General features: G+C 70.7%; 13 protein-coding genes. 10 read left to right on the top strand and 3 right to left on the bottom strand.

Annotated elements, in window-relative coordinates:
• Positions 1-22 precede the first annotated feature (22 nt).
• Genes ASC56_RS23595 through ASC56_RS23580 form a run of 4 tightly spaced genes read left to right on the top strand, consistent with a single transcriptional unit; the run spans position 23 to position 3,208 of the window.
• Complete coding sequence (locus ASC56_RS23595; protein WP_159039690.1) at positions 23-355, top strand: hypothetical protein; 333 nt, start codon at positions 23-25, stop codon at positions 353-355.
• A 26-nt stretch (positions 356-381) separates the two neighbouring features.
• A complete protein-coding gene (repSA, locus tag ASC56_RS23590) occupies positions 382-1,779 on the top strand; it encodes a replication initiator protein RepSA (RefSeq protein ID WP_055493514.1) in 1,398 nt (465 codons plus the stop codon).
• Positions 1,776-1,967 carry an AlpA family transcriptional regulator gene (locus ASC56_RS23585; protein ID WP_055493513.1) on the top strand — a complete coding sequence of 64 codons (192 nt, stop codon included), beginning with the start codon at positions 1,776-1,778 and terminating at the stop codon, positions 1,965-1,967. Before repSA ends, ASC56_RS23585 begins: the two co-directional genes overlap by 4 nt.
• The gene (locus ASC56_RS23580) at positions 1,967-3,208 is read left to right on the top strand and encodes a site-specific integrase (RefSeq protein ID WP_055493512.1); all 1,242 of its coding nucleotides are present in this window, start codon (positions 1,967-1,969) and stop codon (positions 3,206-3,208) included. The genes ASC56_RS23585 and ASC56_RS23580 overlap by 1 nt, the downstream gene beginning before the upstream one ends.
• A 20-nt stretch (positions 3,209-3,228) precedes the next feature.
• Here the strand turns inward: ASC56_RS23580 and ASC56_RS23575 are convergent, their stop codons facing one another.
• Positions 3,229-4,185 carry a CAP domain-containing protein gene (locus ASC56_RS23575; protein ID WP_055493511.1) on the bottom strand — a complete coding sequence of 319 codons (957 nt, stop codon included), beginning with the start codon at positions 4,183-4,185 and terminating at the stop codon, positions 3,229-3,231.
• A gap of 141 nt (positions 4,186-4,326) precedes the next feature.
• On the opposite strand from ASC56_RS23575, the gene ASC56_RS23570 reads away from it, so the two are divergent.
• The 4 genes from ASC56_RS23570 (at position 4,327) to ASC56_RS23555 (ending at position 10,669) form a co-directional block, all read left to right on the top strand.
• A complete protein-coding gene (locus ASC56_RS23570) occupies positions 4,327-4,608 on the top strand; it encodes an acylphosphatase (protein ID WP_055493510.1) in 282 nt (93 codons plus the stop codon).
• Positions 4,609-4,985: 377 nt separating this feature from the next.
• On the top strand, positions 4,986-5,189 hold the full coding sequence (locus ASC56_RS23565) for a hypothetical protein (RefSeq protein ID WP_055493509.1): 204 nt from the start codon (positions 4,986-4,988) through the stop codon (positions 5,187-5,189).
• 211 nt (positions 5,190-5,400) lie between these two features.
• Positions 5,401-8,955 carry a chromosome segregation protein SMC gene (smc, locus tag ASC56_RS23560; protein WP_055493508.1) on the top strand — a complete coding sequence of 1,185 codons (3,555 nt, stop codon included), beginning with the start codon at positions 5,401-5,403 and terminating at the stop codon, positions 8,953-8,955.
• Positions 8,956-9,250: 295 nt separating this feature from the next.
• Entirely contained in the window at positions 9,251-10,669 is a 1,419-nt protein-coding gene (locus ASC56_RS23555) for a sugar porter family MFS transporter (protein WP_055493507.1), read from the top strand.
• Between the two features lie 188 nt (positions 10,670-10,857).
• Here ASC56_RS23555 and ASC56_RS23550 read toward each other — a convergent pair whose 3' ends face one another.
• Positions 10,858-11,832, bottom strand: a complete 975-nt coding sequence (locus ASC56_RS23550; RefSeq protein ID WP_055493506.1) for an LLM class flavin-dependent oxidoreductase — start codon at positions 11,830-11,832, stop codon at positions 10,858-10,860.
• A gap of 134 nt (positions 11,833-11,966) precedes the next feature.
• On the opposite strand from ASC56_RS23550, the gene ftsY reads away from it, so the two are divergent.
• Positions 11,967-13,169, top strand: a complete 1,203-nt coding sequence (ftsY, locus tag ASC56_RS23545) for a signal recognition particle-docking protein FtsY (protein WP_055493505.1) — start codon at positions 11,967-11,969, stop codon at positions 13,167-13,169.
• Between the two features lie 134 nt (positions 13,170-13,303).
• Here ftsY and ASC56_RS23540 read toward each other — a convergent pair whose 3' ends face one another.
• Positions 13,304-13,966, bottom strand: a complete 663-nt coding sequence (locus ASC56_RS23540; protein WP_055493504.1) for a bifunctional DNA primase/polymerase — start codon at positions 13,964-13,966, stop codon at positions 13,304-13,306.
• Between the two features lie 447 nt (positions 13,967-14,413).
• Between ASC56_RS23540 and ASC56_RS23535 the strand changes: the two genes are divergently transcribed.
• Entirely contained in the window at positions 14,414-15,889 is a 1,476-nt protein-coding gene (locus tag ASC56_RS23535; RefSeq protein ID WP_055493503.1) for a hypothetical protein, read from the top strand.
• The last annotated feature ends 270 nt before the right edge of the window (positions 15,890-16,159 follow it).

The following is a 16,159-nucleotide window of genomic DNA, read 5'->3' as shown; positions in this document are numbered from 1 at the left end:
TCCCTCGAAGGGAGCTTCCATCATGCCTGCTTCCCCCCTCACGGTGCAGATCTCGCTTCAGCGCGGGTGCCCGGCCTGCATGGGCGTTCGGTGCGCCGACCCGGCCGAGTGTCTGTACTTCCTGACTTCCCGTCCGTGGGCCGACTGCGTCAAGTGCGACGGCTCCGGCTTCGCGGGCGAATCTGAGCCGCTGGCCGTCTTCTGCGGCTACTGCGACGGCTCCGGCCTCAACGAGTACACCCCCGGTGGGATCACGCCGGACCAGATCAGCGACCGTGCCAAGGAGCGGCACGCGGAGTACGTCGCCCGCCTGACCGCGCTCGTGTCTACGGCCCCCGTGGCGGTGGCCGCGTGACAGCCTTCCCTGTCGCCCCTGAGGTCGTGGCTGGCGCTGCGGCCTCTTTGGGCACTGACCCGATCACCCTTGCCGACTTGCTGCGGGTGGCGAACTCGCCCGGCTTCGACCGCTGGCAGGAACAGATCCGCCGTACCGGCGGCTGCGCTCACCCGATCCGCCTGCGGGGCGAGACGGTCACCCGTGACCGCGCCACCGGTGATGTCCTCTACTCGTATAGCACCGACCAGGAGCCGGGCGGGATGCTTCGGGTCGCCTGCGGCAACCGGCGGGCCTCCCGCTGCCCGGCCTGCGCCTGGACCTACGCGGGGGATACCTACCACCTGATCCGGGCCGGGATCACCGGGGATGAGCGCAAGGACGTGCCCGAGACGGTTCGGGATCACCCCCGCGTCTTCGCCACCCTCACCGCGCCGTCGTTCGGCCCGGTCCACAACCGGCCCGACTCCGGCTGCTGCCGCTGCGGGAGCTCCCACGCCGAGGACGACCCGGCCTTGGGCACGGCCCTGGACCCGGAGCGCTACGACTACGCGGGCGCGGTGCTGTTCAACAACTACGCCGGGGACCTGTGGCGGCGCTTCACCATCTACCTGCGCCGGGAGATCGCCGCCCGTGCGGGCCTGACGCAGACGGCGTTAACCGAGGTGTGCCGGGTCTCCTTCGGCAAGGTCGCCGAGTTCCAAAAGCGCGGCTCGGTCCACTTCCACGCAGTGGTGCGCCTCGACGGCGCGGACGGCCCGGACACCGCCCCGCCGACCTGGGCCACGGTCGCTCTCCTGGACGACGCCATCACCGCTGCCGCCGCTCGCGTCTCCGTCCCCGTAGCCGCCTCCGGTGACCACCCGGCCCGCACCCTGCGCTGGGGCTCACAGGTGGACGTGCAGCCGATCGGCGCTCTGGAGCACGAGGAGCTGACCGAACAGGCCGTCGCCTCCTACGTGGCCAAGTACGCCACCAAGGCGGCCGAGACCACCGGCACGGTAGACCACCGCATCGGGGAGCTATCAGAGCTGGACCGTCTGCCGCTGCCCGCTCACACGCGGCGGCTGATCGAAGCGTGCTGGGACCTGGACGACGCCTACCCGGAACGGCTGCTGGCGCGATGGGCTCACATGCTCGGTTTCCGCGGGCACTTCTCCACCAAGTCCCGCCGCTACTCCACGACCCTCGGCGCGCTCCGCCAGGTCCGCGCCGACTACCGCGCCCGGCAGGAACGCCGCGAACGCGGGCTCTCCGAAGACCTCGACGACACGGAGGGCTCCACGCTCGTGCTCGCCCACTGGACCTACGCCGGGCAGGGCCACACCCCCGGTGAGTCCTGGCTCGCCGCCTCGATCGCTCAAGACATCCGGCTGAACCGAGAGACGGCGCGCGAAGCTCTCGCCGAGCTGCCGGACACGGACGACTGGGAGGCGTCGGCATGAAGCGCACGCTGCCTGATCGCTACCTGACGCCCGTGGATCTCGCTGACCTCCTGGGCGTTCCCGTCGAAACCGTCTACCAGTGGCGGCGCAAGGGAACCGGGCCTCGCGGCTTCCGCGTTGGCCGGCATCTCCGCTTCGACCCCGAAGACGTGCGGGCCTGGGTCAACAATCTGATGGAGGCCGCCTGATGGCTGGGCACATTCAAGACCGCTGGTACAAGGTCGAGACCGGCCCGGATGGCAAGCCCGTGAAGGTTAAGACTGCCCGTTACGGAGTCGGCCTGCGCTACCGAGCCCGCTACATCGGCCCGGACGGGTCCGAGAAGTCCAAGAGCTTCCCGGACAAGCAGAAGCGCAAGGCCGAGCAGTGGCTCGCCCACATCGAGGCCGACATGTCGCGCGGCGACTACGTTGACCCCGACGCTGGCAAGGTGACGTTCGAGCAGTACGCCACAGCGTGGATGGCCACGCAGATCACGGACCCGCTGACCCGTGAGTCGGTGGAAAGTCGTCTGCGGCTGCACGCGATCCCGTATCTGGGCACGCGGCCGTTGGCGTCTTTCACACCGTCGCATCTGCGGCTCTGGCTGCGGACCTTGGAGGATCGTGGGCTTTCCGCCGGGTACCGGCGTGGCATCTTCGCGCATGTCTCCACGGTCTTCACCGCTGCCGTCGAGGACCGGATCATCCGGGCCAACCCGTGCAGCGCCCGGTCCGTGCGGGCGCCGCGCCTGGAGCCTCGCAAGGTCAAGCCGTGGTCTGCCGAACGAATCAAGGCCGTGCGCTCGGCGCTACCGGACCGCTATCAGGCCCTCGTCAACCTCGCGGCCGGGTGCGGTCTGCGCCAGGGTGAGGCCTTCGGCCTGGCCGTGGAAGACGTGGACTTCCTCGGGGGAGTGGTGCACGTCGTACGGCAGGTCAAGTTACTGCGGCTGTCCCGGCCGGTGTTCGCCCCACCGAAGGGTGGCAAAGAGCGTGAGGTTCCTCTGCCTGAGTCCGTCGCCTTCGCGCTGGCTGGTCACCTCAAGCGGCACCCGGCCACGAGGATCACACTGCCGTGGAAGACCCTCGACGGTCCGCCCGTCACGGCATCGCTGATCTTCACCGGACCCATGGGGCTGCCGCTGGATCGGAACCGCTTCAACGACCGGGTATGGCGGCCGGCACTTCGGGCCGGGGGCGTCGAGACCGGACGGGACAACGGCATGCACGCGCTGCGGCACTTCTACGCCTCGGTGCTGCTGGACGCGGGGGAGAGCATCAAGGCTCTCAGCGAGTACTTGGGCCACCATGACCCCGGCTTCACGCTGCGGACGTACACGCACCTGATGCCGTCTAGCGGGACCCGGACCCGGGCCGCCGTGGATCGCGTCTTCGCGGACGAGGAACCCACGGCTGACGGCCCGGACACGGCCCAGGAGGGTGCTTAACCGCCTGACCTGCGGTTATCTCAATAGCCGAAGTCCTGCGTCCACCAGGGGCCGCCGGATCCGAAGTGCACACCGACGCCCAGCGTCCTGAAGTTGCAGTTCAGTATGTTCGCCCGGTGACCGGGGCTGTTCATCCAGGCGTCCATCACGTCCTGGGCGGTCGTCTGGCCGCGGGCTATGTTCTCGCCGCCAAGGCCGGTTATCCCGAGCGCGGCCGCACGGTCCCAGGGCGTCTTGCCGTTGGGGTCGGTGTGGTCGAAGAAGCTCCGCGCGGCCATGTCCTGACTGAACGCCTCCGCCAGCTTCGTCAGAGCGTTGCTCGCGGTCACCGGGCTGCAGCCCACCTTGGCCCGCTCCTGGTTGACGAGCTGGAGCACCTGGGCCTCCACCGCGGTCGGCCCGGACGCGTGCACCGGCGGGGTGGCCGGCTGCTCGGTGGTCTTCTGCGCCGGCGGCGCGGCCGTCGTCGTCTTCGTGGCCGTCGGGGTCGGCGTCCGCGTGGGTTGCTGCGGCACCGACGGCGAGGACGCCGAGGGCGAGGGGTTCGAGGGGGTGGCGGCCGGCGTGGCCGAGCGGTCGGAGTCACGGCTCGTGGAGGTGGACCCGCGGTCGTTCGCGGTGCCGCTCGTGCCGCCCTGCTCCGTCGCGAAGCCCGACGGGGTCGTGCCGCCGGCCTGCGCGTCGCCGGCGTCGCCGCTCACCGTGAAGTGGTTACCGCCGGGCAGCACCCCGGTGGCGACGGCCACCGTGCCCAGCGCGACGGCCGCGGAGACGCCCAGCAGGCCCGTGCGCACCGGGGTGGCGGCCTTCTTCCTGCGGTGCGGGCGCGCCGCGCGCCGCTCGGCCTCCAGGACGGCGGCGAAGCCGTAGAGGTTTTCCGGTCCGTAGCCCTCCGTGGGAGTCTCACGCTTCTGTGTGACCCCGGTGGCGCGGCCCGAGGCGGCGCGTCCGGCGGCGGCGCGTCGGTGGCGTCCCATCTGCTGGCCTTCCTGGTCTTGCGGTCAGCGCAACTCACTCGATCGAGTGAGTTTCACATGAGATTCATTGGGTCGGGACGGTACCGCATGGCGCCAGGGGAGGAAGTGCCCACAGGGACATTGGCCGGTTAGCGTGCACCCATGAACGACGATGCACGGCTCATCGCCTGGGTACGCGGACGTGTCCAAGGTGTGGGTTTCCGCTGGTTCACCCGGGCCAAGGCGCTGGAGATCGGCGGCCTGAGCGGCTTCGCCCTCAATCTGGACGACGGACGGGTCCAGGTGGTCGCCGAAGGCTCCCGGGAGGGGTGTGAGGGCCTCCTGGACTGGCTCCGGGGCGACGACACACCCGGGCGGGTAGAGGGAGTCACTGAGATTTGGGACACGCCCCGGGGCGGGTATGACGGCTTCGGCGTCCGCTGAGCCGGAGCCGCGAAGAGGCCCGGCGGAAGCGGAGGGACCTGCCACTGGCACCTGCCCGTAGCGGAAAGGGCCTGGTGGTTGCCAAGAAGCGCTCGTCGTGGCAGGCTCCGCGGCAAAGGATGATCTCCGCGTCCACAGGGGCCCGCAGGAGTCGCGGCGCCGCCCGTCCAGGGCCGCGCGCCCCGGGTTGCCCGCCAATGCGGGGCGTGATCGTGTTGACCGTCAAACTTTTTGGTGAGACGCTGAAAGCCCCGCGCACCTTAGCTGTTTGGCATGTAAGAACGGCGCAAAACTCCAGAGTGCCAAGCACCGCGGGTGCGAATCCCTCACGACCCACACCGCTTCGGTCGGTCACTCAGTGTGGAGGACCATCCATCATGGCAAAGGCGCTTCTCGGTTACGTCGGCGGCTCCGACCCGCGACTCCTCGCCGAGATGCGACGGCTCCAGCAGCGCGTTCAGGAACTCGAGTCCGAGCTCGGACGAATCCAGGCGGAGAACGACGCGCTGACGGCTGCCGCTTCTCACGACAGGATCATGGAGAGCATCGACGCACACCAGGCGGAGCCTGCGCTCACCTGATCACTGCATCGCTCCACAAAGGCATGAGCAGTGGTTGGGCCGCCCGTATCAACCGCTCAGTGTCAGAGTTGCAAGGGACGCCTCGGCGTCCCTTCTTTCTTTGCCCCGCGCACCCTTTCACACTCTTTAACGGATGGTGTGCCCTGCGCGTTCAGCGGTGAAACCGCGGGTTCATGGAGTGAGATACCGGCGGAAGGTAGAGTCCAGCGGCGTGCACCTCAAGGCCCTGACCCTCCGCGGGTTCAAGTCGTTCGCCTCGGCGACCACACTCCGGTTCGAGCCGGGGATCACGTGTGTCGTGGGGCCGAACGGCTCGGGCAAGTCCAACGTCGTGGACGCCCTCAGCTGGGTCATGGGCGAGCAGGGCGCGAAGTCCCTGCGCGGCGGCAAGATGGAGGACGTCATCTTCGCCGGCACCACCGGGCGCCCGCCGCTCGGCCGCGCCGAGGTGTCCCTGACCATCGACAACACCGACGGGGCCCTCCCGATCGAGTACGCCGAGGTCACCATCACGCGGATCATGTTCCGCAACGGCGGCAGCGAGTACCAGATCAACGGCGACACCTGCCGCCTCCTCGACATCCAGGACCTCCTCTCCGACTCCGGCATCGGCCGCGAGATGCATGTGATCGTCGGCCAGGGCCAGCTCGACTCCGTCCTGCACGCCGATCCCATGGGCCGCCGCGCCTTCATCGAAGAGGCCGCCGGTGTCCTCAAGCACCGCAAGCGCAAGGAGAAGGCGCTCAGGAAGCTGGACGCCATGCAGGCGAATCTGGCCCGCGTCCAGGACCTCACCGACGAGCTGCGCCGCCAACTCAAGCCGCTGGGACGACAGGCGGCGGTCGCCCGCAGGGCCGCGGTGATCCAGGCCGACCTCCGGGACGCCCGGCTGCGGCTGCTCGCCCACGATCTCGTACGGCTGCGGGAGGCGCTGCGGGCCGAGATCGCGGACGAGGCCGCGCTCAAGGAACGCAAGGACGCCGCCGAGGCCGAGCTGAAGAAGGCGCTGCAGCGCGAGGCGCTCCTGGAGGACGAGGTCCGGCAGCTGACGCCGCGTCTCCAGCGCGCCCAGCAGACCTGGTACGAGCTGTCCCAGCTCGCGGAGCGGGTGCGCGGCACGGTCTCGCTGGCCGACGCGCGGGTCAAGAGCGCCACCTCGGTGCCCCCCGAGGAGCGGCGCGGACGAGACCCCGAGGACATGGAGCGCGAGGCCGCCCGCATCCGGGAGCAGGAGGCCGAGCTGGAGGCCGCCCTGGAGGCCGCCGAGCGTGCGCTGGAGGACACCGTCGCCCACCGCGCCGAGCTGGAGCGCGAACTGGCGATCGAGGAGCGGCGGCTGAAGGACGCGGCCCGCGCCATCGCCGACCGCCGTGAGGGCCTGGCCCGGCTGAACGGTCAGGTCAACGCCGCTCGTTCCCGTGCCGCCTCCGCCCAGGCCGAGATCGACCGGCTCGCCGCCGCGCGCGACGAGGCGCAGGAGCGCGCCGTCGCCGCCCAGGAGGAGTACGAGGCCCTCAAGGCCGAGGTGGACGGTCTCGACGCGGGCGACGCGGACCTCACCGAGCGGCACGAGGCGGCGAAGCGGGCCCTCGCCGAGGCCGAGGCGGCCCTGTCGGCGGCCCGCGAGGCGGCCACCGCGGCCGAGCGCAAGCGCGCCGCGACCCAGGCCCGCCACGAGGCCCTGGCCATGGGGCTGCGCCGCAAGGACGGCACGGGTGCCCTGCTCGGCGCCCGGGACCGGCTCACCGGTCTGCTGGGTCCGGCGGCCGAGCTGCTCACGGTGGCCCAGGGACACGAGGTCGCGCTCGCGGCCGCCTTCGGTATCGCCGCGGACGCCGTCGCCGTGACGAGCCCGGCCTCGGCGGCCGACGCGATCCGGTTGCTGCGCAAGCAGGACGGGGGGCGGGCCGCGCTGCTGCTGAGCGGCGCCTGCGACGACGTACCGGAGCAGGCGTCGGCCGCCGGTGTCCCGTTCGCCGCCGATCTCGTCCGTGGTCCCGCCGAGCTGATGCCCGCCGTACGGCGGCTGCTGCGGGGCATCGTCGTGGTCGGCACCCTGGAGGACGCCGAGGAACTCGTCTACGCACGCCCCGACCTGACCGCCGTCACCGCCGAGGGCGATCTCCTCGGGGCGCACTTCGCGCACGGCGGGTCGGCCGGGGCGCCGAGCCTGCTCGAGGTGCAGGCCTCCGTCGACGAGGCCGCCGCCGAACTGGAAGAACTCGCCGTTCGGTGCCAGGAGTTGGCCGATACCCAGCGGCTCGCGGGCGAGCGCCGCAAGGAGTGCGCCGCCCTCGTCGAGGAGCTGGGGGAGCGGCGCCGGGCGGCCGAGCGGGAGAAGTCCGCGGTCGCGCAGCAGCTGGGACGGCTGGCCGGGCAGGCGCGGGGCGCCGCCGGGGAGGCCGAGCGTTCCACCGCGGCCGCGGCCCGGGCGCAGGACGCCCTGGACAAGGCCCTGCGGGAGGTCGAGGAACTCGCCGAGCGGGTCGCCGTCGCCGAGGAGATGCCGGTCGAGGAGGAGCCCGACACCTCCGTGCGCGACCGCCTCGCCGCCGACGGAGCGAACGCCCGGCAGACCGAGATGGAGGCCCGGCTCCAGGTCCGTACCCACGAAGAACGGGTGAAGGGGCTGGCCGGACGCGCCGACTCCCTCGACCGCGGTGCCCGCGCCGAACGCGAGGCACGCGCGCGTGCCGAGCAGCGGCGGGCCCGGCTGCGGCACGAGGCCGCCGTCGCGGAGGCCGTCGCCTCCGGTGCCCGGCAGTTGCTGGCCCACGTCGAGGTCTCGCTGAGCAGGGCGGAAGCCGAGCGCACCGCGGCCGAGGCGGTCAAGGCCCGCCGCGAGCAGGAGCTCACCGCCGCCCGCACCGAGGGCCGCGACCTCAAGGCCGAGCTGGACAAGCTCACGGACTCCGTCCACCGCGGTGAGGTGCTCGGCGCGGAGAAGCGGCTGCGCATCGAGCAACTGGAGACCAAGGCGCTGGAGGAACTGGGTGTCGAACCGGCGGGGTTGATCGCCGAGTACGGTCCCGACCAGCTCGTGCCGCCCTCGCCGCCCGCCGAGGGCGAGGAACTGCCCGAGGACCCCGAACACCCGCGCAACCAGCCGCGGCCGTTCGTACGCGCCGAGCAGGAGAAGCGCCTCAAGGCCGCCGAACGCGCCTACCAGCAGCTCGGCAAGGTCAATCCGCTCGCCCTGGAGGAGTTCGCGGCGCTGGAGGAACGCCACAAGTTCCTCAGCGAGCAACTGGAGGACCTGAAGAAGACCCGTGCCGACCTGCTCCAGGTGGTGAAGGAGGTCGACGAGCGCGTCGAGCAGGTCTTCACCGAGGCCTACCGGGACACGGCCCGCGAGTTCGAGGGCGTCTTCAGCCGGCTCTTCCCGGGCGGCGAGGGACGGCTTGTGCTGACCGATCCGGACAACATGCTCACCACGGGCGTCGACGTCGAGGCGCGGCCCCCGGGCAAGAAGGTCAAGCGGCTCTCCCTGCTCTCCGGTGGTGAGCGGTCACTGACCGCCGTCGCGCTGCTCGTGTCGATCTTCAAGGCGCGCCCCAGCCCCTTCTACGTCATGGACGAGGTCGAGGCGGCTCTCGACGACACCAACCTGCAGCGGCTCATCCGCATCATGCAGGAGCTGCAGGAGGCTTCGCAGCTGATCGTGATCACGCACCAGAAGCGGACCATGGAAGTCGCCGACGCGCTGTACGGCGTCTCCATGCAGGGGGACGGTGTGTCGAAGGTCATCTCCCAGCGGCTGCGCTGATCCCGGCCCAAGCCGGCCGTCATCCCCATCCTGGTCGTGGCTGGTTTCATCCCCGTCCTGGTCGTGGCTGGTCGCACGGATTCCGGGCACCCGTAGGTAGACCTCAAGCCACAAGTTCAAGAAGTGAACGAAGAGTGAAGCCCTCAGGTCTCAAAGGTCACAGGCGCTGGCCTATTGACTTCGAAACTTGAAGGCATAGTCTCTGCAACGTTGCTTTTACCTTCAGGTGTCGCCACCTGAGAGGGCTCGCCCCCCACCCCCGGCAGCGTTGCCGGTGGCCCGAGGAGTTACACACGTGACCAGCACAGCGCAGGCACCCAAGTCAGGAGCCGGGACGGCTCACCCCGATCATCTCGGGCACGTCATCTTCATCGCGGCGGCGGCCGCGATGGGCGGCTTCCTGTTCGGCTACGACAGCTCCGTGATCAACGGCGCCGTCGAGGCCATCCGGGGCCGCTACGACATCGGCTCCGCAGCGCTGGCCCAGGTCATCGCCATCGCCCTGATCGGCTGTGCGATCGGCGCCGCCACGGCCGGCCGCATAGCCGACCGTATCGGCCGCATCCGGTGCATGCAGATCGCCGCGGCCCTCTTCACCGTGAGCGCGGTCGGCTCCGCCCTGCCCTTCGCCCTGTGGGACCTCGCCTTCTGGCGGATCGTCGGCGGCTTCGCCATCGGCATGGCCTCCGTGATCGGCCCCGCCTACATCGCCGAGGTCGCCCCGCCCGCTTACCGTGGCCGGCTCGGCTCCTTCCAGCAGGCCGCGATCGTCGTCGGCATCGCCATCTCGCAGCTGGTCAACTGGGGTCTGCTGAACGCCGCGGGCGGCGACCAGCGCGGCAAGCTGATGGGCCTCGAGGCCTGGCAGGTCATGCTCGGCGTCATGGTCATCCCGGCCGTGCTCTACGGTCTGCTCTCCTTCGCGATCCCCGAGTCCCCGCGCTTCCTGCTCTCCGTCGGCAAGCGTGAGCGCGCCCGGGAGATCCTCGCCGAGGTCGAGGGCAACGGTGTGGACCTGGACGCCCGTGTCGCCCAGATCGAGCAGGCCATGACGAGCGAGCACAAGTCCACCTTCAAGGACCTGCTCGGCGGCGGCTTCTTCTTCAAGCCGATCGTCTGGATCGGCATCGGCCTGTCGGTCTTCCAGCAGTTCGTCGGCATCAACGTCGCGTTCTACTACTCCTCCACGCTGTGGCAGTCGGTCGGCATCAACCCGACGGACTCGTTCTTCTACTCGTTCACGACGTCGATCATCAACATCGTCGGCACCGTGATCGCGATGATCTTCGTGGACCGCGTCGGCCGCAGGCCGCTCGCGATCATCGGTTCGGTCGGCATGGTGGTCGGCCTGGCGCTGGAGGCCTGGGCGTTCTCCTCCCACCTGGTCGACGGCAAGCTGCCCGCCACCGAGGGCTGGATCGCGCTGATCGCCGCCCACGTGTTCGTCCTCTTCTTCGCCCTGTCCTGGGGTGTGGTCGTCTGGGTCATGCTCGGCGAGATGTTCCCGAACAAGATCCGTGCCGCCGCCCTGGGCGTGGCCGCCGCCGCGCAGTGGATCGCCAACTGGGCCATCACCGCGAGCTTCCCGTCGCTGGCCGACTGGAACCTCTCCGTGACCTACGTGATCTACACGGTCTTCGCCGCACTCTCCGTCCCCTTCGTCCTGAAGTTCGTGAAGGAGACGAAGGGCAAGTCCCTGGAGGAGATGGGCTGACCCGCCCACCCCGAGCTCGAGGAGAAGGGCCAAGTCCCCGCTGCCCCTCTCCTCGTATCCCGCCGCCGCCCGGCTCGGTCACTGCCCGAGCCGGGCGGCGGTGCGTCGTACGGGCGGCGGTGCCGTACGAGGAGGATCGGGCGAGGAGGATCGGGCGAGGAGGATCGGGCGAGGGGGTCGGGCGAGGATCAGACGGCCTCCAGACGGGGCAGCACGTTCTCGCAGAACAGATGCAGACTGCGCCAGCCCTCGTCGATCGGCATCCCGCCGGCGAGCGGGTGCAGGACGTAGCTGTCCAGGCCCAGCGCCACGCACGCGTCCGGCGTCAGGATCCGGTAGACCCCCTCCGCGCGCAGCTCCGCCACCGTCGTGGCCGCCGACCTCACGGCCGACCGGATGTCACCGGACTGCCAGGAGGCGTACGTCCGTGCCTCGTGCAGGAAGTGCTCGCCGTAGCGCGCCCACGCCCGGTCCGGGTCCTCGGTGATGTGCAGCAGCGGGGTCTCGGCGGCCGGCATCAGCGTCCAGCCCTCGGTGCCGTACTCGACGAGCCGCTCCTTGTAGTGCGCCTCCAGCTCCGGCAGGTGCGCGCTGGGGAAGAAGGGCAGGCCCAGCCGCGCGGCGCGACGGGCCGCCGCCCTGGAGGAGCCGCCGACCAGCAGCAGGGGGTGCGGCTGGGTGCCGGGGCGGGGGCTGACGCGTACGGTACGGCCCCGGTACCGGAACTCCTCGCCGGTCCACGCCCGCAGCACGGTCTCCAGGAGCTCGTCCTGGAGCCTTCCGCGTGACGTCCACTCCACGCCGAAGAGCGCGTACTCCTCCGGCCGGTAGCCGATGCCCGCGACGGTGACCAGCCGGCCGCCGCTGAGCAGGTCCAGTACGGCGATGTCCTCGGCCAGCCGCAGCGGGTCGTGCAGCGGTCCGATGACCGCGGAGACGGTGACCGCGAGCCGCCGGGTCGCTCCGAAGACCGCGCCGGCGAAGGCGAACGGCGACGGCAGCCAGTTGTTCTCGACCCCGTGGTGCTCCTCGGTCTGCACGGTGGTGATTCCGCGGCCGTCGGCGTACGCGGCCATCTCCACGGCCGCCCGGTAGCGGGCGCCGAGCGAGGCGGGGGTCGCGCCGGGCTCGACCAGGTTGAAGCGTACGACCGTGACGGGCATGGACGGGCCCCCCTCACCTTCGCCGGGCGGGTGTGCAGAGGGACGTTAGCTGACGGGGCGTCAGACAACCAGGGGTGCGGCCCCGGAGCCGCCGCCGAACCGGCCGGTGCCCGGTCGCGCATACTGGACCCGTTATGGAAATCGTCATCCTTGCTGTAGTCATCGCCGTGGTAGTGCTCACCGCGCTCGGTGGGCTCGTCGTCGGCAGTCGCCGGAAGAAGCCGCTGCCACCGGCTCCCCCCACGACGCCCGACATCACCGCCCCTCCGGCCGAGCCGCACGTCGGCGACGAGGCCGAGACGCCGCGCGACGAGGAACGCCGGACGATCGAGGAGGTGGACCTCCCGGCCGGTTCCGCTCCCGTCGTCGTCGAGGAGCCGCCCGTCGTCGAGGCGCCTCCGATCGAGATCCCCGAGCCCGCCGCCGGCCGTCTGATCCGTCTGCGCGCCCGCCTCTCCCGCTCGCAGAACGCGCTCGGCAAGGGGCTGCTCACGCTCCTGTCCCGGGAGCACCTCGACGAGGAGACCTGGGAGGAGATCGAGGACACGCTGCTCACCGCCGACGTCGGTGTGCAGCCCACCCACGAGCTGGTCGAGCGGCTGCGCGGGCGCGTGAAGGTGCTCGGCACCCGCACCCCGCAGGAGCTGCGCGGGCTGCTGCGCGAGGAGCTGCTCAAGCTGGTCGGCACCGACATGGACCGAACGGTTCACACCGAGCCCGAGACCAGCAAGCCCGGCATCGTGATGGTCGTCGGCGTCAACGGCACCGGCAAGACCACCACCACCGGCAAGCTCGCCCGCGTCCTCGTGGCCGACGGCCGCACCGTCGTCCTCGGCGCCGCCGACACCTTCCGTGCCGCCGCCGCCGACCAGCTGCAGACCTGGGGCGAGCGGGTCGGCGCCCACACCGTGCGAGGTCCCGAGAACGGCGACCCCGCCTCCGTCGCCTTCGACGCGGTCAAGGAGGGCAAGGAGATCGGCGCCGACGTCGTCCTCATCGACACGGCCGGACGCCTGCACACCAAGACCGGCCTCATGGACGAGCTGGGGAAGGTCAAGCGCGTCGTCGAGAAGCACGCTCCGCTGGACGAGGTGCTGCTCGTCCTGGACGCCACGACCGGACAGAACGGTCTCGTCCAGGCCCGTGTCTTCGGTGAGGTCGTGGACATCACCGGCATCGTGCTCACCAAGCTCGACGGCACGGCCAAGGGCGGCATCGTCGTCGCGGTCCAGCGCGAGCTGGGCGTGCCGGTGAAGCTGATCGGTCTCGGCGAGGGCGCCGACGACCTGGCGCCGTTCGACCCGGAGGCGTTCGTGGATGCGCTTATCGGCGACTGACGGCACGCGACGAGCCGTACGGCGTCGCCGGCGGCGTAGGAGGAGAAGGGCCCCCATCACACGGTGCAGATGTGATGGGGGCCCTCGGCTGTCGCCCCCTGGCAGGGCCGAGTGCCCGAGGGACTGTGCCGGGATCAGGCCCGTGAGCGGTGTGCGACGTATGCCAGGGTGCCGATCAGCAGGCGCGCGGCCGGCGGGTTCGTCGCCGAGTCGAGGGCGGGGGAGCGCAGCCAGCGGACCGGGCCGAGACCGCCGCGGGGGGAGGGCGGGGCCGTGATGTACGCGCCCGGGCCGAGGGCGTGCAGATCGAGGTCCGCGTCGTCCCACCCCATCCGGTACAGCAGAGCCGGGAGCTCGGCCGCGGAGCCCGGGGCGACGAAGAAGTGGGCGCGGCCCTCCGGGGTCGCCGTGACCGGACCGAGCGGGAGGCCCATGCGCTCCAGCCGCACCAGCGCCCGCCGACCCGCCGCCTCGGCGACCTCGATCACGTCGAACGCGCCGCCGACCGGCAGCATCACCGCGGCACCGGGGACCTCGGCCCATGCCTCGCCGGCCTCGTCCAGCGTGGCGCCGGCACGCACGACGGGCGCGAAGTCCAGCGGATGCGCGCCGGGCGCGTCACAGTCCGATCCGCCGCAGGAGCACGCCCCCGCTACCGCCCGTGCGCCGGGTACCACATCCCAGCCCCACAGGCCGGTGTACTCGGCCACGGCGGTGCACTCGGACGAGCGGCTCCGGCGCCGCGCACCGGGCCGGATCTCGCGGATCCCCCGCGTACCGCCGATCGTGAAGCCCATACCCCCTCCAACGGGTCCGACCCGCCGATGGTTACGGGACGGAATCGGAATGTGACTCTGAGTTCCCCGTCCGTCGGTCGTCACCGCGGGGCCGGGCGGCGCCCGGTTGCAACCGGGGTGGTGCGTCGCTGGTGCGCGCCCGTGAGTGCAGTGCTCCACCCACTTCCGGCCGTCATGTGTCAAGTGAATCGCGCCTGGGCCACGGTGAGTTCATTCGAAGGGGTGGCGAATGGTGGCGTTTCTGGAATCGCCATGGCTAGGCGCGTGATCGTAGGATTACTTTGAGTGCACGAGTCCTGGGGACGCACTCACTCGTGGGTATGCCGGAGGCAAGTCGATTCCCGTACGACGGCCGAGAACCGTCGGACGCGGGGCCGTGCAGACCGGCATTCTGGTAAGGCTTGGCGCACACAGCGCACAAGTGGTTTCAGGGATGGGGGCGTTCCAGTGGGCGGCAACGGCGGAAGCGGCACGAACGCTGACAAGCGCCCCAATGAGCTGCTCGGCTCTTGGTTCGTGCGCAGCGGCTGGTCGAAGGGCGAGCTGGCGCGGCAAGTCAACCGAAGGGCCCGCCAGTTGGGAGCCAACCACATCTCCACGGACACCTCACGGGTGCGCCGCTGGCTCGACGGGGAGAACCCGCGCGAGCCCATTCCGCGGATCCTGTCGGAGCTGTTCTCCGAGCGCTTCGGCTGTGTGGTCGCCATCGAGGACCTCGGGCTGCGCCCCGCCCACCAGTCACCCTCCGTGTCCGGCATCGACCTGCCCTGGACGGGCCCGCAGACGGTGGCGTTGATCAGCGAGTTCTCGCGCAGCGACCTGATGCTGGCGCGGCGCGGCTTCCTCGGGACCTCGCTGGCCCTGTCCGCGGGCCCGTCCCTCATCGAACCCCTGCAGCGCTGGCTGGTGCCGAGCTCCGCCGCCCCGCGCGAGGACCCCGAGCCCGCGCCGTTCGGGCGTGCCCGCGGCCGGCTCTCCAAGCCCGAGCTCGACCTCCTCGAAACCACGATCGTGATGTTCCGGCAGTGGGACGCCCAGTGCGGCGGCGGTCTGCGCCGCAAGGCGGTCGTCGGCCAGCTGCACGAGGTGACCGACCTCCTCCAGGAACCCCAGCCCGAGGCCACGACCAAGCGCCTGTTCAAGGTCGCCGCCGAACTGGCCGAGCTGGCCGGCTGGATGAGCTACGACGTCGGACTGCAGCCCACCGCGCAGAAGTACTTCGTCCTCGCCCTGCATGCCGCCAAGGAGGCGGGCGACAGGCCGCTCGGCTCGTACGTTCTTTCCAGCATGAGCCGACAGATGATCCATCTCGGCCGGCCCGACGACGCGCTGGAGCTGATCCACCTCGCGCAGTACGGCAGCCGGGACTGCGCGAGCCCGCGCACCCAGGCGATGCTGTATGCGATGGAGGCCCGCGCGTACGCGAACATGGGCCAGCCCGGCCGGTGCAAGCGTGCCGTGCGGATGGCCGAGGACACCTTCGCCGACGCCCTCGAGTTCGACGAGCCCGAGCCCGACTGGATCCGCTTCTTCTCCGAGGCCGAGCTGCACGCCGAGAACTCCCACTCCTACCGCGACCTCGCCTATGTCGCGGGCCGCAGCCCCAGCTACGCCTCCCTCGCCGAGCCGGTGATGCAGAAGGCCGTCGACCTGTTCGCCCAGGACACCGAGCACCAGCGGTCGTACGCACTCAACCTCATCGGCATGGCCACCGTGCACCTTCTCCAGCGCGAACCGGAACAGAGTGCGGTGCGGGCCAAGCGGGCGATGGAAATCGCCAAAAAGGTGCGGTCCGAGCGCGTCAACACTCGTATTCGAAAGACCGTCGACACGGCCGTACGCGATTTCGGTGATCTTGCCGAGGTCGTCGAATTGACCGACCATCTCGCCACCCATCTCCCCGAGACCGCGGGGGCGATCTGATCACCCCCGGGCCCGCCAGAACCCAAGGGCCCCTTGGGACCCCGGCCGCGGCCGCCATCCCGAACTGCCCGACTCGGCTCCCCCATGCCAGGTCATCGGATGGCCGTCGCGGCCGGCCTGCATACCGCGACCATTGAGCGGGGAACGCCCGCGGTGATCAGCCGTGTCCGCGAGGGCGGTGACGTTTCGGCGCGGGGGCGGTTCCGCTGCAAGAAGATGCGCCATTCATGAAAGGTTGCGTCACGATAACGATCGACGCGACCGGTATCC

The organism is Streptomyces sp. TP-A0356, from assembly GCF_001417775.1.
In the GTDB taxonomy this organism is placed as follows: domain Bacteria; phylum Actinomycetota; class Actinomycetes; order Streptomycetales; family Streptomycetaceae; genus Streptomyces.
Note: the sequence above shows the minus strand (reverse complement) of the source record. Positions and strands in the feature narration are given on the sequence as shown.